The organism is Pseudomonas sp. FBCC-B1565 (assembly GCF_059133265.1).
The window spans coordinates 145,630-163,351 of the sequence record NZ_CP101438.1 but is presented as its reverse complement, the minus strand read 5'-3'; the positions used below and the strand labels follow the sequence as shown (position 1 = coordinate 163,351).

Sequence of the window (17,722 nt, the reverse complement as noted above, 5' to 3'; positions counted from 1 at the left end):
CGTCCTCTGTCCCTCTCGCAACCCGTCCGTGGAGCTGCTTTGGTGATCACTGAAATCGCTTCCCGCGACCGTCTGCAACCGTCCCTGTTGGACCGGCTGACGGACGACGATCCAACCAACCCCAAGGAAAGCGCCGACAAACGCGTGCTGTCCCTGACCCAATTGAAAGCCTCGGTACTGCGTGACCTGGCGTGGCTGCTCAACACCACGTCGTTGCTCGATGCCGATGCCACGCTGCACACCCCGGCCGGCACCTCGGTGGTCAATTACGGCCTGCCGGCGCTGGCGGGCAACAGTGTTTCCAGCGTGGATATCAAGGCGCTGGAAGCCCTGATCTACCAGGCCATCGCCACCTTTGAGCCGCGCATTCTGCGCCACACCCTGCGTGTCAAAGCCCGTGTCGGCCATGGCGAGATGAACCACAACGCCCTGAGTTTCGAGATCGAAGGCGACCTGTGGGCCCAGCCGGTGCCGTTGCGCCTGTTGCTGCAAACCGACCTCGACCTGGAATCCGGCCACGTACGCGTGGTGAATGCCGACCAGCGGAGGCGCCCATGAACCCGCGCCTGCTGGAGCTGTACAACCAGGAACTGCACCACGTGCGCGAAAGCGCCGCGGAATTCGCCAAGGAATACCCGAAGATCGCCAGTCGGCTGACCCTGTCCGGTATGGACTGCGCCGACCCGTACGTCGAACGCTTGCTCGAAGGCTTTGCCTACCTCACGGCCCGCGTGCAGCTCAAGCTCGACGCCGAGTACCCGACCTTCACCCACAACCTGCTGGAAATCGCCTACCCGCACTACCTGGCACCGACACCGTCGATGACGGTGGTGCAGTTGCAGACCGACCCGGACGAAGGCTCGCTGGCCAGTGGTTTCCCGCTGCCTCGCGACACCGTATTGCGCGCTGCGCTGGGCCGCGAAACCCAGACCTGCTGCGAGTACCGCACCGCGCACCCGGTGACATTGTGGCCGTTGCAGGTGAGCAACGCCGAGTACTTCGGCAACCCCGCCGCTGTGTTGGGCCGCCTGGCCGCCAGCGAGCCGAAAGCCAAGGCCGGCCTGCGCCTGACCCTGCGCACCGGTGCCGAGCTGCCGTTCAACAGCCTCGACCTGGATAATCTGCCGCTGTACCTCAGTGGCGCCGACGAACAACCGTTCCGCCTCTACGAGCAACTGCTGGGCAACGCCTGCGCGGTGTTTGCGCGCAAGCCGGGTGGCGATTGGGTCGAGCGCCTACCGCAGGACGCGTTGCGTTCCCGTGGTTTCGACGACGCCGACGCGGCCATGCCGGTGGTGGCGCGGGCGTTCCAGGGCTATCGCCTGCTGCAGGAATACTTCGCCCTGCCCCACCGCTTCCTGTTCGTCGAGTTCGCCGAGCTGAGCCGTGCGGTCAAGCGTTGTGACGGCCAGGAGCTGGAACTGATCGTGCTGTTCGACCGCCACGAACCGAGCCTGGAAGGCAGCGTCGGCGCGGCGCAGTTCCTGCCGTTCTGTACCCCGGCAATCAACCTGTTTCCCAAGCGCGTGGACCGGATCCACTTGTCCGACCGGGTCAACGAGCACCATGTGATCGCCGACCGCACGCGGCCGATGGATTTCGAGATTCACTCCTTGAGCGGCATCACCGGCCACGGCACAGGGCCGGAGCAGCCGTTTTTGCCGTTCTACGCCGTGCGCGATCCGTCGCGTTATGGCCGTGACCAGGCGTATTACACCGTGCGCCGCGAGCCGCGTGTGCTGTCCAGCGACCAACGTCGCAACGGCCCGCGCTCCACCTATGTGGGCAGCGAAACCTTCGTCAGCCTGGTAGACAGCCGGCAGTCACCCTATCGCCACGACCTGCGCCAGCTCGGCGTGACCGCGCTGTGCACCAACCGCGATCTGCCGTTGTTCATGAGCGTGGGCAACGGCAAGACCGACTTCACCCTGGCCGACAGCGCGCCGGTATTGTCGGTGCGCTGCGTGGCAGGCCCCAGCCGCCCGCGCCCCAGCCACGCGCATGACGCCAAGGCCTGGCGCCTGATCAGCCAGCTCTCGCTCAACTATTTGTCCCTGAGCGAACAGGGCCAGGGCGCCGGCGCCTTGCGCGAACTGCTGCGCCTGTACGGCGACAGCAATGACGCCGCGCTGCAATTGCAGATCGAAGGCCTGCGCGACGTCAGCAGCAAAGCCGTGACCCGACGCCTGCCGATGCCCGGCCCGATCGTGTTCGGCCGGGGCCTGGAGATCACCCTGGAGTTCGATGAAAACGCGTTTCGCGGCACCGGCGTGTTCCTGCTCGGTGCGGTATTGGAGCGCTTCCTGGCACGCTACGTGTCGATCAACAGTTTTACCGAGACGGTGATCCGTACCACCGAACGCGGCGAGATCATGCGATGGAAAGCCAAGCCCGGACGTCGTCCGACCCTGTGAGTACCCTGGATGCGATGCACCAGGAGCCCTGGGAATACGATTTCTTCCAGGCGCTGCGGCGTATCGAGTGCGAATCGCCGGAGCTGCCGCGTCTGGGCCATTCCCTGCGCCTGGCGGATGACCCCCTGCGCCTGGGGCAGCAGGCCGATTGCACGTTTGCTCCGGCCACGCTGGCCTCGGTCGACCCCGGCGGCGACGGCAAGCCGGCGCGCCTGGAGCAGTTCTTCTTCGGCCTTGGCGGCCCCAACGGCCCCCTGCCGCTGCACATCACCGAGTACGTGCGCGAGCGTCAGCGCAACAACGCCGACAGCACCAGCAAGCAGTTCCTGGATGTGTTCCACCATCGCCTGCTGAGCCTGTTCTACCGGGCCTGGGCCGAGGCGCGGCCGACGGTCAGCCACGACCGCCCGGACGATGACTACTGGTCGGCACGCCTCGCCGCGCTGAGCGGCCGGGGCATGCCGAGCCTGCTGAATCAGGGGCTGATACCGGATACCGCGAAGCTGCATTACAGCGGCCACCTGTCGGCGCAAACCCGCTACCCGGACGGCTTGAAGGCAATTCTCAGCGAGTACTTCGGCCTGCCGGTGGAGATCGAAGAGTACGTCGGCCAATGGCTCGAACTGCCCGAGCGCAGCCGCGTGAGCGTCAGCGCCAACCGCCTGGGCGTGGACTTTTGCCTGGGCAGCTTCGTGTGGGACCGCCAGCACAAATTCCGTATCCGCCTGGGCCCGCTCACGCTGGATGACTACATGGGCATGCTGCCCGGCCACCAGCCGTTCAACGAGCTGGTGGCGTGGGTGGCCGAGTACCTGGGCCATGAACTGGACTGGGACCTCAACCTGGTTTTGCAACAACCCGAAGTCCCGGCGCTGCAACTCAACGGCCAGTTCCGCCTGGGCTTCAACACTTGGCTCGGCAAACCCGAGCATGACGCCAACGACCTAATCCTGGCCCGGCACTATGCCGACCACGCCACCACCTCAAGGAATCCAGAGCATGGGTGAAATCAGTCGCGCCGCACTGTTCGGCAAACTCAACAGCGTGGCCTACAAGGCCATCGAAGCCGCCACCGTGTTCTGCAAACTGCGGGGCAACCCGTATGTGGAACTGGCCCACTGGTTTCACCAGTTGCTGCAACTGCAGGACTCGGACCTGCACCGCATCATCCGCCAGTTCAACGTCGAGCCGGCGCGCCTGGCCCGCGACCTCACCGAAGCGCTGGACCGCCTGCCGCGTGGCTCGACGTCGATCACCGACCTGTCGTCCCATGTGGAAGAAGCGGTAGAACGCGGCTGGGTCTACGGCAGCCTGATGTTCGGTGAAAGCCAGGTACGCACCGGTTACCTGGTGCTGGGCATCCTGAAAACGCCGAGCCTGCGTCACGCGCTGCTGGGTTTGTCCGCCGAATTCGACAAGATCAAGGCCGAGGCCCTGAGCGAACGCTTTGATGAATACGTGGGCGACTCGCCGGAAAACGCGCTCAGCGCCAGCGACGGTTTCAACGCCGGCGCCGTGCCGGGCGAAGCCAGCGGCGCGATGGCGCCGAGTGCGATGGGCAAGCAGGAAGCGCTCAAGCGCTTCACTGTCGACCTGACCGAACAGGCGCGCAGCGGCAAGCTTGATCCGATTGTTGGCCGCGATGAAGAGATCCGCCAACTGGTCGACATCCTTATGCGCCGCCGTCAGAACAACCCGATCCTCACCGGTGAAGCCGGCGTGGGCAAGACCGCCGTGGTCGAAGGCTTCGCCCTGCGCATCGTCGCCGGCGACGTGCCGCCAGCCTTGAAAGACGTGGAACTGCGCAGCCTCGACGTGGGCCTGCTGCAAGCCGGCGCCAGCATGAAAGGCGAGTTCGAACAGCGTCTGCGCCAGGTTATCGAAGACGTCCAGGCCTCGCCCAAGCCGATCATCCTGTTTATCGACGAAGCCCACACCCTGGTGGGTGCCGGTGGCGCCGCCGGAACAGGTGATGCCGCCAACCTGCTCAAGCCGGCCCTGGCCCGTGGCACCTTGCGCACCGTGGCCGCCACCACCTGGGCCGAGTACAAGAAGCACATCGAGAAAGACCCGGCCCTTACTCGCCGCTTCCAGGTCGTGCAGGTCGCCGAACCGTCGGAAGACAAGGCGCTGCTGATGATGCGCGGCGTGGCCTCGACCATGGAAAAACACCACCAGGTGCAGATCCTCGATGAAGCCCTGGAAGCGTCGGTGAAGCTGTCCCACCGCTACATCCCGGCGCGCCAGTTGCCGGACAAATCCGTGAGCCTGCTGGACACCGCCTGCGCCCGCGTCGCCATCAGCCTGCACGCGGTGCCGGCGGAAGTGGACGACAGCCGTCGTCGTATCGAGGCGTTGGAAACCGAGTTGCAGATCATTGCGCGTGAGCATGCCATCGGTATTGCGATTGGTGCACGCCAGACCAACACCGAGGCGCTGTTGAATACTGAGCGTGAGCGTCTGGCGACCTTGGAAAGCCGCTGGGCCGAAGAGAAAACCCTGGTCGATGAGTTGCTGGCGACCCGTGCAACGCTGCGCGAAAAAGCAGGCGTTGTGGACAGCGGCAACGATGAGTTGCGTGCTCAGTTGGTCGACCTGCAACAGCGCCTCACCGAACTGCAAGGCGAAACCCCGCTGATCCTGCCCACCGTGGATTACCAGGCCGTGGCCTCGGTGGTCGCCGACTGGACCGGCATTCCGGTGGGGCGCATGGCGCGTAATGAGCTGGAGACGGTGCTCAACCTCGACCAGCACCTGAAAAAACGCATCATCGGCCAGGACCACGCCCTGCAGATGATCGCCAAGCGCATCCAGACCTCCCGCGCCGGCCTCGACAACCCGAGCAAGCCGATTGGCGTGTTCATGCTGGCGGGCACCTCGGGCGTGGGCAAGACCGAAACCGCCCTGGCCCTGGCCGAAGCCATGTACGGCGGCGAGCAGAACGTCATCACCATCAACATGAGCGAATTCCAAGAGGCGCACACGGTGTCGACCCTCAAGGGCGCGCCACCGGGTTACATCGGCTACGGCGAAGGCGGCGTGCTGACCGAAGCGGTGCGGCGCAAGCCCTACAGCGTGGTGCTGCTGGACGAAGTGGAAAAAGCCCACCCGGACGTGCACGAGATCTTCTTCCAGGTGTTCGACAAGGGCGTGATGGAAGACGGCGAAGGCCGGGTGATCGACTTCAAGAACACCTTGATCCTGCTGACCACCAACGCCGGCACCGAGCTGATTTCCCACGTCTGCAAAGACCCGGCGAACATCCCTGAGCCGGAAGAAATCGCCAAGGCCCTGCGCCAGCCGCTGCTGGAGATCTTCCCGCCAGCCCTGCTCGGCCGCCTGGTGACCATTCCGTACTACCCGCTGAGCGACGAGATGCTCAAGGCGATCACCCGCCTGCAGCTCAACCGCATCAAGAAGCGTGTGGAGAACACTCACAAAGTGGCCTTCGACTACGACGACGCGGTGGTCGACCTGATCGTCTCGCGCTGCACCGAAACCGAAAGCGGCGGGCGCATGATCGATACCATCCTCACCAACAGCCTTCTGCCGGACATGAGCCGTGAGTTCCTCACGCGCATGCTGGAGGGCAAGGCGCTGGCGGGTGTGCGCATCAGCAGCCGGGATAACGAGCTGCACTACGACTTCAGCGATTGACCTGTCGAAATGTGATTAAAACTGTGGGAGGGGGCTTGCCCCCGATGGCGTCGGGTCAGCCAGAAATTTCTAACCTGATACACCGCTATCGGGGGCAAGCCCCCTCCCACACTTGATTCGGTTTCTTCAGTTATCAAGTCATTTACGGGTTAACCGATGCTATTCAACCAAGCCTCACGCCTGGCCAAGATCACCAGCCCCCTCGGGCCGGATGTGCTGCTGCTCAATGAAATGGGCGGCGGCGAAGAGCTGGGCAGGCTGTTCAGTTACGAGCTGCAACTGACGTCCCTGGACGCCAACATCGACCTCAACCAGTTGCTCGGCAAACCCATGAGCGTGGGCCTGCAACTGGCGGACGGCGGTGAACGGCACTTCCACGGCATCGTCGCGCGGTGCAGCCAGAACATCGACCAGGGCCAGTTCGCCAGTTACCAGGTGACCCTGCGTCCGTGGCTGTGGCTGCTCAGCCGCACCTCCGATTGCCGGATTTTCCAGAACCTGAGCATCCCGCAGATCATCAAGCAGGTGTTCCGCGACCTGGGCTTTTCCGACTTCGAAGACGCCCTGAGCCGGCCGTACCGCGAGTGGGAATACTGCGTGCAGTACCGCGAGACCAGCTTCGATTTCGTCAGCCGCTTGATGGAACAGGAAGGCATCTACTACTTCTTCCGCCACGAGCAAGACCGCCATGTGCTGGTGCTGGCCGATGCCTACGGCGCCCACACCACGGTGCCGGGCTACGCGTCGATCCCGTATTACCCCAAGGACGAACAGCAGCGCGAACGCGACCACATGCACAACTGGCACCTGGCGCAGGAAGTGCAACCGGGTTCACTGGAGCTCAACGACTACGACTTCCAGCGCCCCAGCGCCAGCATCGACGTGCGCTCTGCCATGCCGCGCCCGCACACCGCCGGCGACTACCCGCTGTACGACTACCCCGGCACCTACGTGCAAAGCGCAGACGGCGAACATTACGCGCGCACGCGCATCGAAGCCCTGCAAACCCTGCATGAACAGATCGAGTTCAGCGGCAATGCGCGGGGGTTGGGTTCGGGGCATTTGTTCAGCCTCACCGGCTTCAGCCGCCAGGACCAGAACCGCGAATACCTGATCGTCGGTTGCCGCTACTACATCGTCCAGGAAAGCCTGGAAAGCGGCGGTGGTTCAGGCTCTGCGCAATTTGAAAGCAGCCTCACGTGTATCGACGCCCAGCAGAGCTTCCGCCCGTTGGCCAGCACCCACCGCCCTATCGTCAAAGGCCCGCAAACCGCGCTGGTGGTCGGCCCCAAGGGCGAGGAAATCTGGACTGACCAATACGGCCGCGTGAAGGTGCACTTCTACTGGGACCGCCACGACCAATCCAACGAGAACAGCTCGTGCTGGATTCGCGTGTCGCAATCCTGGGCCGGCAAGAACTGGGGTTCGATGCAGATTCCACGGATCGGCCAGGAAGTGATTGTGAGCTTTCTGGAAGGTGATCCCGACCGACCGATCATCACCGGGCGGGTGTACAACGCCGAGCAGACCGTGCCTTACGACCTGCCGGAAAACGCCACCCAGAGCGGCATGAAAAGCCGTTCGAGCAAGGGCGGCACGCCGGCCAACTTCAATGAAATCCGCATGGAGGACAAGAAGGGGTTGGAGCAGTTATATATCCATGCCGAGCGCAACCAGGACATCGTGGTCGAGGTGGATGAGAGCCATTCGGTGGGGCATGACCGCAACAAGAGCATCGGCCACAACGAGACGGTGACCATCGGCAACAACCGCCTGCGCATCGTCAAGCAGGAAGACATCCTCTCGGTGGGCCAGCGCAAGACCGACAGCATCAGCCAGAGCTACGTCATAGAAGTGGGCGAAAACCTGCGGCTGGTGTGCGGCGAAAGCATCCTGGAGTTGAACGCCAGCGGACAGATCAACCTCACCGGCGTGCAGATCAGCTTCTATGCCAGCGGCGACGCCGAGTTCAACACCGGCGGCGTGCTGCACCTGAACAACGGTGGCGGCCCCGGCGCCACACCCGATGGCCAGGGCCAGAAAGCCGCCATCGACGCCAATATCAAAGCCGCGTTCCCCGCGCCTAAAAGCTCCTGACGAGACCTGTTCTCATGACGTATCGAATCAACGAATTCCAGTTTCAACTGCCCGCCAGCGAGTTGCAGGACGCGACGATCAATATCCTCAAGTTCCCTGAATTGGGCACCTCCCTGATCGTCAGCCGTAGCCTGCTCGCCGAGGGTGAAACCCTGCACAGCAACTTCAATGACCAGCTCCAGCGCCTGGAAAAACAGGTACAGGATCTGCGTTATCAGCCGGGCGTTGATGTGCGCCTGGGCGCCGCGCAAGAGGTCGAAGGCATTGAGCTGCGCAGCCAGTTCAACAAGGGCAATGACAAGGTGTTCCAGTATCAACTGGCGCTAGTGCTACCGGGTACGCGCAAGATGCTTGCCTTGAGTTACGTGAAAGCCGACAAGCTCGGGGATGCCGAGGCGGCGCATTGGTCGACGATCAAGGGCTCGCTCGTGTTCGACGTCCCCCAGTGAAGCGGCCTTTGCATGTCTGACGCACTGCTCTGGGCTGCGCGCCTGGGCGATGGGCTGTCCCACACCTCTGTCATGGCGGACATCCTCGGCGGCGTACTGGAGGTGGCGGCCAATGTGGCGATTACTGCATTGGCGACCGCTGCGGTGGTGGCGGCTACCGGCATTACCGTCGCGACCGGTGGACTGGGGGCCTGCGTGCTGGGCGCGGTCGTCGGCGTCATCGTCGGCATCGCCATGAGCAAGACCGGGGCCGACAAGGGGTTGAGCGCCATGTGCGAAGGAATCGGCAACGCGCTGTTCCCTCCCTCGGTCATGGCCACGATCCTTAGCGGGTCCACCGACACACTGATCAACGCCTTGCCCGCTGCGCGCGCGGCCGGCGTCGTGCCCTCCCACGTTGCACCTGCGGGCACCGAAACCGAAACGCCGCCAGCACCGGAACAGAGCGAAGAGCCCGGCTACCTGGACATGGCCAAAGGATTCTTTGCGCAAATGTGGCGCCCCACCGTCGCCACGCCAGCGCCAGGTGCAGTCCCTAAACCGCTGGACGTGGTGACCTGCACAAAACACCCGCCGATGCCGCCGCAGTTTCTGGCCGAAGGCTCGGAAAAGGTCACGGTCAACGGTCAACCGGCGGTACGCAGCGGTGACCGCAGCACCTGCGATGCCACCGTGGTGTCGTCGGGGCTGATTTCGCCCAATGTGACTATCGGCGGCGGCTCAGTCGTGGTGCGCGAGATCCGCAGCGGCAAGACGCCGGGGGTTGGCCTGGCCGTCACCGCACTGATGATGCTCAAGGGGGGTAAAGGCAAGTTCCTCAGCAACCTTCCCTGCATGCTGCTGGCAGGCGTCAATTCGTTTGTGGTCAGTCAGGCCATGGGCGCACTGGCCAACGCCGCCATGGGCTCTTCCAACCCGGTGCACGCGAGCACGGGGGCCAAGGTGCTGGGCGGTCCCGAGGAGCTGGATTTCGCCTTGCCCGGAATCATGCCCATCGACTGGCAGCGTTTCTACAACAGCCGAGATGAACGCCGCGATGGCTTGTTTGGTGCCGGCTGGAGTGTGCCCTATGAAGTCAGCGTGCAGCTGCTGCCTCACACTGAAGGGGGCGACTACGCGTTGTACATCGACGAGCAGGGTCGACGTATCGACATGGGTTCGATCCCTTTGGGCGGTGCCGTGTTCAGCGCTGGCGAAGGCCTCAGCGTCAAGCGTCACTTGAACGGCCAGTGGCTGATCGAAAGCGCAGACGGCTTGTACCGGCTATTCGATCCGGCGCCACAGGACGCATCGTTGCTACGCCTGAGCCAACTGGGAGATCGCAACGACAACCGAATCCACCTCGACTATGCCGACGATGGTCGCCTGCTGGGCCTGCGTGACACCTTTGACCTGGTCAGGGTCGAGCTGACCTACGACAGCACTTGGCCCCGGCGCGTCAGCCGGATCGAACGGCTGTATCCCGACCACCACCGTGAAGTACTGATGCATTACGCCTACGACGTCCGTGGCGACCTGGCCGCTGTACGCCAGTCCGACGGGCACGTGAAGCGCCGTTTTGCCTATGATGCCGGGCAGCGCATGGTCGAGCATCAACTGCCCAGCGGCCTGCGTTGCTTCTATCAGTGGGCCAGGGTTGACGACCGTGAATGGCGTGTTGTGCGGCATTGGACGGAGGCCGGGGACACCTACACATTCGACTATGCGCTGGACACCGGCATCACCCGTATCACCGACGGGCTGGCGCGTGTCAGCATTCGACACTGGGATGAGCGACACCAGATCATCGCGTCCACCGATGCACTGGGGCGAACCTGGGCCTTCCGGTGGAATGATGAAAGCCAACTACTGGGCGCAACCGACCCTCTCGGTGGGCATTATCAGTTCAGCTACGACGATGCCGGCAACCTGACTGAGACCCTCGACCCCCTGGGGCGCAGTGAATCGACCTTGTGGCTGGAGCACTGGGCGCTGCCACTGGCGGAGACCGATGCCGCTGGCAATACCTGGCAGTACCATTACGACTCGCGGGGCAACTGCATTCGCGAAACCGACCCGCTGGGCAACCGCACGGTCTATCACTATGACGGACACGGCCAGGTCAGGGAGATCATCGACGCCAGCGGCAAGCGCAAGACCTTGCGCTGGTCCCCACTGGGTCAATTGACCGAGCACACCGACTGTACGGGCCTGACCACTCGTTTGAGCTACTGCAAGCGAGGCTTGCTGCTGGCCAGTACCGACGCGCTCGGGGAACGCACCACCTTCAAGTATGACGACCAGGGCCGCCTGATCAGCAAGCAGTTGCCCGATGGGCGCAACGAGCATTATCAGCGTGACGCCAGCGGCCAGTTGATCGGCTACAGCGACCCGGCCGGCCACACCACGCGCTTTGAGCATGCGTCGAACGGCCAGTTGCGCCAACGCATCGACGCCCATGGCCGCCGTGTGGAGTTGAGCCACGACGCCTATGGCCGCCTGCACAGCCTGACCAACGAAAATGGCGAGCGCTACCGATTCGACTGGGACGACGGTGATCGCCTGACCCTCGAACAGCGCCTGGACGGCTGCCGGAAACGGTACACGTACGACCCGCTGGACAATGTCACACAGGTAGAAACCCTCGCATCGTCCGACACCGAGCCCGCCATCATTCATGATCTGGAGCGGGACGCAGCTGGCCGGATGATCGCCAAGCGCACCGTGGATGGCTGCACGACGTACCGCTACGATCAGCTCGACCAAGTCACAGCCATCACCTTTACAGGCCACGACGGCGAGCAGCAAACCCTGGGCTTCGGTTATGACGCCCTCGGCCAGCTGACCCTTGAACAAAGCGCCGCCGGTTGCCTGGAGCATCTCTACGACGAATTGGGCAACCTGGCCCAGACCCGCCTTCCCGACGGCCGCTGGCTCAACCGCCTGCGCTACGGTAGCGGGCACTTGCATCAGGTCAACCTGGATGGGCAGGTCATCAGTGACTTCGAGCGCGACCGTCTGCACCGCGAAGTGCTGCGCACCCAGGGCCGCATCAGCACGCGTTGCGAATATGACCGCAGTGGACGTCTGCGCGCCCGCCAGCGCCGCCAACCGGACCATTCACTGTTACATCCACCGGCGCAGACACGCCTGGGCTATGACGACAGCGACCAACTGGTCGAACGCTACGACAGCCAGCCCGGCGCGGCACACCGCCAATTGCTGCATTACGACGCCACCGGCCGCATTCTGGCTAGCCAGGACAACCTCTTGGGCCAACGGGAAGCCTTCCGCTACGACCCGGCCGCCAACCTGTTGGATGGCTCAGGACAGGTCGCCCACAACCGATTGCTGACCTACCAGGACAAACACTACCGCTATGACGGTTTTGGCCGGATGGTTGAAAAGCGCAGCCTTCGGCGCGGCACCCAGCGCTTCAGCTACGACGCGGAGCAACGGCTGGCACAGGTGCATAACGATGACGGCTCCCGGGTCGTCATGACCTATGACCCGCTGGGCCGACGCACCGCCAAGACCACCTACGACTGCAACGGTGTGCAGCGCAGCCAGACACGTTTCACTTGGGACGCGTTGCAACTCGTGCAGGAGCACTGCAGTCAGCAGACCAGCCTCTATATCTATGCCGACGAGGGCTACGAACCACTGGCCCGTGTCGACGGCATGGGTCACCTGCAAAAAATCCGCTACTACCACAACGACCTCAACGGATTGCCCGAACGCCTCACCGAGAGCGACGGCCATACGGTGTGGCAAGCGCGCTATGAAGTCTGGGGCAATACCGTCGAGGAAAGCCGAGAACCCTACTTCATCGAAGAACAGAACCTGCGTTTCCAGGGCCAGTATCTGGACCGGGAAACGGGGCTGCACTACAACACTCTGCGCTTTTATGACCCGGATATCGGGCGCTTCACCACACCCGATCCCATCGGTCTGGCCGGCGGCCTGAATCTCTACCAATATGCGCCCAACCCGCTGAGCTGGATTGACCCGTTGGGCCTGATGAAATGCTCCAGCCCACCCAAGGGGCGCAAGGTCAGTCGCACCGTGTATCGGTTCGAGGAACCGGGGCGCATCGGGACCACTTGGCAGGCACACAAGTGGAATGTGGAGTCCACCCACCGCTACACCACCAAAGGCGTCGGCGGGGTGTATGGCGCGAACTCACGGAAAACCGCGCTGGGCGAGGTCACGCACTGGAAGGTCGACCTGTCCAAACGGGTGTTGGTCAGCAAGAAAGTGCAGCTCAATAATGTCCTGGATCTGACCCGCGCCGATGTGCGCAAACAGCTAGGGGTCAGCCTTAAAAGCATCACCGGCTCGAAGTACACCGAGACCCATCAGATCGGCAATTGGGCCAAGGCCAACGGCTATGATGGAATCCTGGCGCCATCGGCACGCAACCCGACCGGCAGCAACTTGATCTCCTTTGCAGGTTTTTGAACATGGAACGACTGGAAAACGAATACCCGGGTGACGCGGACTGGCAGAGCACAGTGGCCCTGTATGAAGAGGACTACCTTGACGACGATGCACGTGAACTGGCCAAGGCCTTGGGCGGCCATCTCGACCTGGCAGTGATACTGCGTGGAAAACGAGGCCTTGAAGAGGGGTTGTGGTGGATCGGGCAAAAGGTTCCGGCACTCGACAACCTCACCCCGCTGGAGTGCCTGGAAAGTCCCACGCTGATAAAACGCTTGAAGACAGCACTGATGCGCATGCCATAACACCCAAGGACACGGCGACTATGGACAGTTGTGCGTTCAATTCAATCAGACACAGGAGTGCAGTGCGTGTCTGATGCACTCTGGGCGGCCCGGATGGGCGATGCGCTGACTCACACCTCGATGATGGCGGACATCCTTGGCGGGGTGTTGGAGGTGGCGGCCAATATCGCGATCACGGCGGTAGCGACGGCGGCTGTCGTCGCCGCCACCGGGATTACCGTCGCCACTGGTGGGCTTGGCTGTTTCCTGCTGGGAGCGGTGGTGGGCACGATTGTCGGCCTGGCCATGAGCAAGACCGGGGCGGACAAAGGCCTGACGAATTTATGCGATACGTTCGCCAACGCGCTGTTTCCGCCCACGGTGCAGGCCAATATTCTTACCGGCGCCATCGATACCCTGACCAACAACATCCCCGCTGCACGCGCCGCCGGGGCGATCAGCTCCCATGTCGCACCGGCCGGTACCGAACTGGAAGACCCCGCACCCGAGCAGGAAGCCAGCTATCTGGATATGGCCGAAAGTTTCTTCTCGCAGATGTGGCGCCCTACCGTCGCCACCCCCGCGCCTGGGGCCGAGCCCAAGCCGCTGGACCTGGTCACCTGCATGAAGCATCCGCCGATGCCGCCGCAGTTTCTGGCCGAGGGATCGGACAAAGTCACCATCAACGGCCAACCGGCGGTGCGCAGTGGTGATCGCAGTACCTGTGATGCGACAGTGGTGTCGTCGGGGTTGATTTCTTCCAACGTGACCATCGGCGGCGGCTCGGTGGTGGTGCGTGAGATCCGCAGCGGCAAGACCCCGGGCGTGGGGCTGGCGGTCACGGCGTTGTTGATGCTCAAGGGCGGCAAGGGCAAGTTCTTCAGCAAACTGCCGTGCATGTTGATCGGCGGCGCTACGTCGATGGCGGTCAGCAGCGCGATGGGGGCCGTGGCGAACGCAGCGATGGGCTCTTCGAATCCGGTGCATGCGGCCACCGGCGCGAAGGTGCTGGGCGGCGATGATGAGCTGGATTTCGTCCTGCCCGGCATCCTGCCGATTGATTGGCAACGCTTCTACAACAGCCGCGACGCACGCACGGGCAGTCTTTTCGGCGCAGGCTGGAGCGTGCCGTATGAAGTGTGCGTCGACATCCAGCCTCACCCCGATGGCGGCGAAACGCTGGTCTACACCGATGAACAAGGCCGCCCCATCGACATGGGCTCGATTCCCTTGGGCGGCGCCGTGTTCAGCGCGGGTGAAGGGCTGGCCGTGCGGCGACATCTCAATGGGCAGTTGCTGATCGAAAGCGATGACGGGTTGTATCGCTTGTTTGAACCCTCTGCCAACCCGTCGTTGCTGCGCCTTAGCCAGCTCGGCGACCGAAATGACAACCGCATCCAAGTCGACTACGACGCCGCCGGGCAACTGGTGCGACTGCGCGATACCTTCGACCTGGTGCAGGTTGAGTTGATCCGTGATCAGGGCCAGTTGGCGCGCATCGAACGCCTGTACCCCGATCAGCGCCGCGAAGTGCTCGTCAGCTATGGCTTCGACGCGCAGGGCAGCCTGGCTGAAGTGCGCGATACCACTGGCCAGGTCCAGCGGCGTTTCGCCTACGACAGTGGCCAGCGGATGGTGGAGCATCAACTGCCCACCGGATTGCGCTGCTTCTATGAGTGGGCCTTGGTTGAAGACCTGGAATGGCGCGTGGTGCGGCACTGGACCGACGAAGGCGACGCCTACCAGTTCGACTATGACTTGCAGGCCGGTATCACGCGAATTACCGATGGCCTGCAACGCGTCAGTACCCGGCATTGGAACACCCAACACCAGATCATTCGATACAGCGACAATCTCGGCCACACCTGGCTGTTCGAATGGAACGACGAGCGCCAGTTGCTCAGTGCCACTGATCCGCTGGGCGGGCGCTTTGCATACAGCTATGACGAGGCCGGCAACCTGATCGGCGAAACCGACCCGCTAGGGCGCAGCGATTCGACCTTGTGGCTTGAGCACTGGGCACTGCCACTGGTGGAGACCGACGCCGCCGACAATAGCTGGGCGTATCGCTACGATCAGCGCGGCAACTGCATCGCCGAAACCGATCCGCTGGGCTACGTCACCCGCTACCGCTATGACGACCACGGTCAGGTCGTGGAAATCATCGATGCCACCGGCAAAAGCAAAAAGCTGCGCTGGAATCCGTTCGGGCAACTGGTCGAGCATACCGACTGCTCGGGTTACCCGACGCGTTTCAGCTATGACGAGCGCGGCTATCTGCAGGTCATCACCGATGCTCTCGGCGAACGCACTCAATTCAGCTATGACGCACAGGGGCGCTTGCTCACCACCCAGTTGCCAGACGGTCGTATCGAGCAGTACCAGCGCGATACGAGCGGGCAACTGGTGGGTTACACCGACCCGGCCGGACATACCACGTTGTACCAGCACAACCGTCGCGGGCAGGTACGCCAGCGCATCGATGCCCATGGCCGGCAAGTGCAGTTCGGCTATGACAGCTATGGGCGGTTGCAGGCACTGATCAATGAGAACGGCGAGCGATATCGTTTCGCGTGGGACGCTGGCGATCGGCTGGTTGAGCAGCAAGACCTCGATGGCAGCGCCAAGCGCTACGATTACGACGCGTTGGATAATGTCACGACGCTGACGGCCGTTCCCGCGCCTTACGGCAATGGCCTGGCGTTGGTGCCCGACATACCACCCGCGCCTATCGTGCATCGACTCGAACGCGATGCGGTCGGCCGGTTGGTGACCAAAACCACGGACGATGGCCGCACCGAGTACCGCTACGACGAGCTCGACCAACTCACTGCTGTCACCTTCACCGACCTGCAAGGCAACGCCCAGGCCCTGGGCTTCGCCTACGACGCCCTCGGCCAGTTGGTGACCGAACAAAGCTCGGCAGGCGGCCTGCACCACCACTACGACGAGCTCGGCAACCTGATCCAGACCCAACTGCCGGACGGCCGCTGGCTCAATCGCCTGTACTATGGCAGCGGCCACCTGCACCAGATCAACCTCGACGGCCAGGTCATCAGCGACTTCGAACGCGACCGCCTGCACCGCGAAGTGCTGCGTACCCAGGGCCAGCTCAGCACCCGCAGCGAATACGACCGCAGCGGCCGCCTGCGCGCACGTCAGCGTCGTCACGCCGGTCAATCCACCTTGCTGCCCGCTGCGGCGCAAAAACAGTTCGAGTACGACCCCGCCGACAACCTGATCGGCAAACTCGACCAGCAGCCCGCCACGCAACACCGCCAACTGCTGCACTACGACGCCACCGGCCGCATCATCGCCAGCCAAGACAGCCTGCACGGCCAGCGTGAAACCTTCGCCTACGACGCCGCCGCCAACTTGCTGGACGGCCCGCAGGCTGGCGCGGGGTTGGTGGTGCATAACAAGCTGCTGACCTATCAGGACAAGCGTTATCGCTATGACGCGTTTGGCCGCACGATTGAAAAACGCAGCGCCAAACGGGGCGTGCAGCGGTTTGCCTACGATGCTGAAAGCCGCTTGGTTGAAGTGCGTAACGATGACGGCAGCGTCGTGCGAATGACCTATGACCCACTGGGCCGACGCATCGAAAAAACCGAGCATGGCCGTGACGGGTATCCGCTGGGAGAAACGCAGTTTGTGTGGGATGGACTGCGGTTGTTGCAGGAGCATAAACACAGCCAGACCAGCCTCTATGTTTACGACGATGACGGCTACGAACCGCTGGCCCGCGTCGACGGCCTTGGCCCGTTGCAGAAGATTCGCTACTACCACAACGACCTGAACGGGTTGCCCGAACAACTGACCGAGGCCGATGGGCACAGCGTCTGGCAGGCGACTTATCGGGTGTGGGGCAACACACTGGAGGAAGTGCGCGAGCCTTATTACATTGAAGAGCAGAATCTGCGGTTCCAGGGGCAGTACCTGGATCGGGAGACGGGGCTGCATTTCAATACGTTCAGGTTTTATGATCCGGATGTGGGGCGGTTTACTACGCCGGATCCGATTGGGTTTGATGGTGGGCTCAATTTTTACCAGTACGCCCCCAATCCAATATCCTGGATTGATCCATGGGGTCTGGCCCCCGAGCTTTACTATCTGATTGCGAAGAAAGATGGCCTTTATGATGAAATGGCGTGGGGCCATAAAAAGCCAGTTGGTAAAGTTTATTTGAAGAAAGGTGAAGTCTGGAAAGTCGGTGAAACTGTCAATCCGAACAGGCGATACACGCAAAAGTGGCTCAAAGCTAACAACCTCGCTTACAAACGCGTGATGGCGGCCCCCACGAAAGGCAACATGCAAGTATGGGAAAGGCTAAAAATCGGAAAGTATTTCAAACGCCGAGGAAAACTGCCTCCAGGTAACAAGTGCAGACACTGAGATGAGG

General features: G+C 62.7%; 9 protein-coding genes. All 9 read left to right on the top strand.

Annotated elements, in window-relative coordinates; all coding sequences use genetic code 11:
* Positions 1-42 precede the first annotated feature (42 nt).
* Positions 43-558, top strand: coding sequence for a type VI secretion system baseplate subunit TssE (gene tssE / locus NL123_RS00655; protein ID WP_058424463.1), 516 nt, complete (start codon positions 43-45; stop codon positions 556-558).
* Positions 555-2,414, top strand: a complete 1,860-nt coding sequence (gene tssF / locus NL123_RS00650) for a type VI secretion system baseplate subunit TssF (protein ID WP_248485374.1) — start codon at positions 555-557, stop codon at positions 2,412-2,414. The genes tssE and tssF overlap by 4 nt, the downstream gene beginning before the upstream one ends.
* Positions 2,378-3,421 carry a type VI secretion system baseplate subunit TssG gene (gene tssG / locus NL123_RS00645; RefSeq protein WP_058424270.1) on the top strand — a complete coding sequence of 348 codons (1,044 nt, stop codon included), beginning with the start codon at positions 2,378-2,380 and terminating at the stop codon, positions 3,419-3,421. The genes tssF and tssG overlap by 37 nt, the downstream gene beginning before the upstream one ends.
* A complete protein-coding gene (gene tssH, locus NL123_RS00640; protein WP_248485376.1) occupies positions 3,414-6,071 on the top strand; it encodes a type VI secretion system ATPase TssH in 2,658 nt (885 codons plus the stop codon). Before tssG ends, tssH begins: the two co-directional genes overlap by 8 nt.
* Positions 6,072-6,227: 156 nt before the next feature.
* Positions 6,228-8,168 (top strand): type VI secretion system Vgr family protein, encoded by a 1,941-nt coding sequence (locus NL123_RS00635; RefSeq protein WP_494357046.1) that lies wholly within the window; start codon positions 6,228-6,230, stop codon positions 8,166-8,168.
* Positions 8,169-8,182: 14 nt separating this feature from the next.
* The gene (locus NL123_RS00630; RefSeq protein ID WP_071488101.1) at positions 8,183-8,617 is read left to right on the top strand and encodes a DcrB-related protein; all 435 of its coding nucleotides are present in this window, start codon (positions 8,183-8,185) and stop codon (positions 8,615-8,617) included.
* 12 nt (positions 8,618-8,629) lie between these two features.
* Positions 8,630-13,057, top strand: coding sequence for an RHS repeat-associated core domain-containing protein (locus tag NL123_RS00625; RefSeq protein ID WP_494357045.1), 4,428 nt, complete (start codon positions 8,630-8,632; stop codon positions 13,055-13,057).
* A 2-nt stretch (positions 13,058-13,059) separates the two neighbouring features.
* Positions 13,060-13,341 (top strand): hypothetical protein, encoded by a 282-nt coding sequence (locus tag NL123_RS00620; protein WP_058424275.1) that lies wholly within the window; start codon positions 13,060-13,062, stop codon positions 13,339-13,341.
* A gap of 66 nt (positions 13,342-13,407) precedes the next feature.
* Positions 13,408-17,715: an RHS repeat-associated core domain-containing protein gene (locus NL123_RS00615; protein ID WP_494357044.1), complete on the top strand. Its 4,308-nt coding sequence runs from the start codon at positions 13,408-13,410 to the stop codon at positions 17,713-17,715.
* Positions 17,716-17,722: the final 7 nt, after the last annotated feature.